The organism is Streptomyces sp., assembly GCF_031181555.1.
Classification (GTDB): domain Bacteria; phylum Actinomycetota; class Actinomycetes; order Streptomycetales; family Streptomycetaceae; genus Streptomyces; species Streptomyces fimbriatus.
Map to the genome: position 1 here is coordinate 1 of NZ_JAPSKQ010000308.1, position 3,135 is coordinate 3,135.

Here is a 3,135-nt window from a genome sequence, read left to right on the forward strand (position 1 = left end):
CCGTCCTCGCCCAGCCCGAGGACTCCGGCATGATCCGCATCGACGAGGCGTCCGGCCTCGGCGTCGCGATCGCCACCGACGGCAACGGCCGGTACGCCAAGCTCGACCCGTACACGGGCGCGCAGCTGGCCCTCGCCGAGGCGTACCGCAACGTGGCGACGACCGGCGCCCGGCCGCTCGCCGTCTCCGACTGCCTGAACTTCGGCTCGCCCGAGGACCCGGCGGTGATGTGGCAGTTCGCGGAGGCCGTGCGCGGTCTGGCCGACGCCTGCCGGCAGCTCGGGACCCCGGTGACCGGCGGCAACGTCTCGCTGTACAACCAGACCGGCGAGGTCGCCATCCACCCGACGCCGGTCGTGGCGGTCCTCGGCGTCATCGACGACGTGGCCCGCCGCACGCCGGTCGCCTTCCAGGAGGAGGGCCAGCTGCTCTACCTCCTCGGCGACACGCGTGAGGAGTTCGGCGGCTCGGCCTGGTCCCAGGTCGTCCACGACCACCTCGGCGGCCTGCCCCCGAAGGTCGACCTGGAGCGCGAGCGGCTGCTCGGCGAGATCCTGATCTCCGCCTCCCGCGACGGCATGATCGACTCCGCGCACGACCTGTCCGACGGCGGTCTGGTCCAGGCGGTCGTCGAGTCGGCGCTGCTCGGCGGCAAGGGCGCGCGTCTGATCGTCCCGGACGGGCTCGACGCCTTCACCTTCCTGTTCTCCGAGTCGGCCGGCCGCGCGATCGTCGCCGTGCCGCGCTCGGAGGAGGTCCGCTTCAACGACATGTGCGGTGCGCGCGGCCTCCCGGCCACCCGCATCGGTGTCGTGGACGGCGACACGGTGGAGGTCCAGGGCGAGTTCACCCTCACCCTCGCCGAACTGCGCGAGGCGCACGAGGCGACGATCCCGGCGCTGCTGGCCTGATCACCCGCACCGTTCCGCACGAAGCCCCCGCACCGGTCCGCCGGGCGGGGGCTCCGGCGTGCCACCGCTCACCGTCCGCGAGGGCGACACCGTGCGCGCGGGGCAGGTGCTCGCCCGGGTCGGCAACTCGGGCAACTCCTCCGAGCCGCACCTGCACTTCCAGCTGATGGACGGCCCCGGCCCGGACACCGCGCGCGGCGTCCCGTTCACCTGGCGCGGCATCGGCGTGCCCCGGGGCGGCGAGGTGTTCGACGCACCCGAGCCGGCGCCGACCGCCCCCGCATAGGCTTCCGCCATGCCACCGGCCAAGAAGCGCACCCGCTCCTACGACCCCGCCAGGACCCGCGCCGCCGTCCTCGCCCAGTTCGCCCACGTGCGGTCGGCCGTGCGCACCCTCACCCCCGACCAGCTGGCCCTGCCCACCCGGCTCGACGGCTGGACGGTACGGGAGCTGGCCGCGCACGTGACCATGGCCGTGGAGACCGTCAGCCGCAACCTCGACCGCGAGGAGCCCGCCGAGGCCGACCTCGCCCTCCTGGACTGGCCCTCCGCCACCGCCGCCCGCGCGAGCGACATCGCCGACGACACCCGCGAACTGGCCGCCGCCCACCCCGACCTCGACGCCCTCTACGCCCGCACCGAGCAGCGCCTCACCGCACACCTGGCCGACGCCCCCGGCACCCGTCTCCTCGCCACCCGGACCGGCGCCATCACCCTCGCCGACTACCTGGTCACCCGCACCGTCGAACTCGTCGTCCACACCGACGACCTGAACGCCGCCGTGCCCGGCCTCGACATCCCCCACGACCGCCAGGCCCTCGCCGCCTGCACCCGGCTGCTGGCCGACGCCCTCGCCGCGAAGGCGCCCGGAGGCTCGACGGAGGTGCGGATTCCGCCGTACGCCGTCGTGCAGTGCGTCCAGGGCCCGCGGCACACCCGCGGCACCCCGCCCAACGTCGTCGAGACCGACCCGCTGACCTGGATCCGGCTGGCCACCGGACGGACGGCCTGGGCGGACGCGGTGGCCGACGCCCGGGTGAGCGCGAGCGGGGAACGGGCCGACCTCGGGCCGTACCTGCCGCTGATGGGATGAGTCCGCCAGGCCCTCCCGGGAAACCGGCCTCCCGGGAAACCAGGCCCTCCGGGGGATGGGGAACCAACCCCTCCTCCGCTCCGTCGAATCGGCATGTACAGGCAGAAGCACCAGCAGCGCATGACCCTGACGGCCGTCGCCGTGCTCGTCCCGCTCGCGGCGGCCTGTGGCAGCGAACGGGCGGGCGCGGGCAGCGGCTCCGCCGAGGTGGACCGGCCGGTCACCGGCATCCGCTGGAGCGTCGACAGCGTCACCGTGGACGGCACCACCCACCGCGCCCCCGACAGCGCGCACCTCACCCTCGACGACAGCGGCCGGGCCGAGGGCAGCTACGGCTGCAACCGGTTCAGGGGCCGCGCCTCCTTCGACGGCGACCGGATCCGGTTCGGTGACACGACCACCACCTTCATGCTCTGCTCCCAGCAGCTCATGGACCTCGAACACGCCCTCCACCGCACCTTCGGCGGCGGCGCCCTGAAGGCCGACGTGAACGACGACCGCCTGACCCTCACCACCGGTGACGGCGGGACCGTCCGCCTGAGCAGGACCGAGGACGCCCCGCTGGCCGGCACCAAGTGGACCGTCACCACCCCCGCCACCGACGGCCGTGCCCACCTCACCTTCGACAGGACCGGGGGCACCGTCTCCGGCAGCCTCGGCTGCAACGACGTGAACGCCGACGCCACCGTCCGCGACGGCCGTATCACCCTCGGCACGCCCTCGACGACCCGCGTGATGTGCGAAGACTCACTCATGGACGGAGAGAGGGCCCTGACGAAACTCTTCGACGGCACGCTCACCTATTCCATCGACCACCGTACGCTCACGCTGACCAGCGAAAACGGCACCGAGGTCCGCGCCGTCGCCGAGCGCTGATCCATGGCCGGAGCCGCATCCCGCATTCGGACCAGCGGTCGATCTCGCCTACACTCGGTGGCGTGCCACGTGGTGACGGACGACTCAACCACGACCTGCTCCCCGGAGAGAAGGGCCCCCAGGACGCCTGCGGCGTCTTCGGTGTCTGGGCTCCGGGCGAAGAGGTCGCCAAGCTCACGTACTTCGGGCTCTACGCCCTCCAGCATCGGGGCCAGGAATCCGCGGGAATCGCGGTCAGCAACGGCTCCCAGATCC

General features: G+C 73.4%; 3 protein-coding genes and 2 pseudogenes. All 5 read left to right on the top strand.

Going from position 1 to position 3,135, the window contains the following annotated elements:
• Positions 1-911: AIR synthase related protein (locus RIM90_RS31180; RefSeq protein WP_309064095.1), on the top strand; the 911-nt coding region annotated here is incomplete at its 5' end.
• Positions 912-978: 67 nt separating this feature from the next.
• Positions 979-1,197: pseudogene (locus tag RIM90_RS31185) on the top strand (M23 family metallopeptidase); the annotation flags it as partial.
• A 9-nt stretch (positions 1,198-1,206) separates the two neighbouring features.
• On the top strand, positions 1,207-2,004 hold the full coding sequence (locus RIM90_RS31190) for a sterol carrier family protein (protein ID WP_309064096.1): 798 nt from the start codon (positions 1,207-1,209) through the stop codon (positions 2,002-2,004).
• Between the two features lie 93 nt (positions 2,005-2,097).
• Positions 2,098-2,880 (top strand): META domain-containing protein, encoded by a 783-nt coding sequence (locus RIM90_RS31195; RefSeq protein ID WP_309064097.1) that lies wholly within the window; start codon positions 2,098-2,100, stop codon positions 2,878-2,880.
• Positions 2,881-2,942: 62 nt separating this feature from the next.
• Positions 2,943-3,135, top strand: a pseudogene (locus RIM90_RS31200) (amidophosphoribosyltransferase); the annotation flags it as partial.

Excerpts from the sequence above, each read along its gene's own strand:
- RIM90_RS31195 (WP_309064097.1), top strand. The coding sequence starts at position 2,098 with ATGTACAGGCAGAAGCACCAGCAGCGCATGACCCTGACGGCCGTCGCC.
- RIM90_RS31190 (WP_309064096.1), top strand. The coding sequence starts at position 1,207 with ATGCCACCGGCCAAGAAGCGCACCCGCTCCTACGACCCCGCCAGGACC.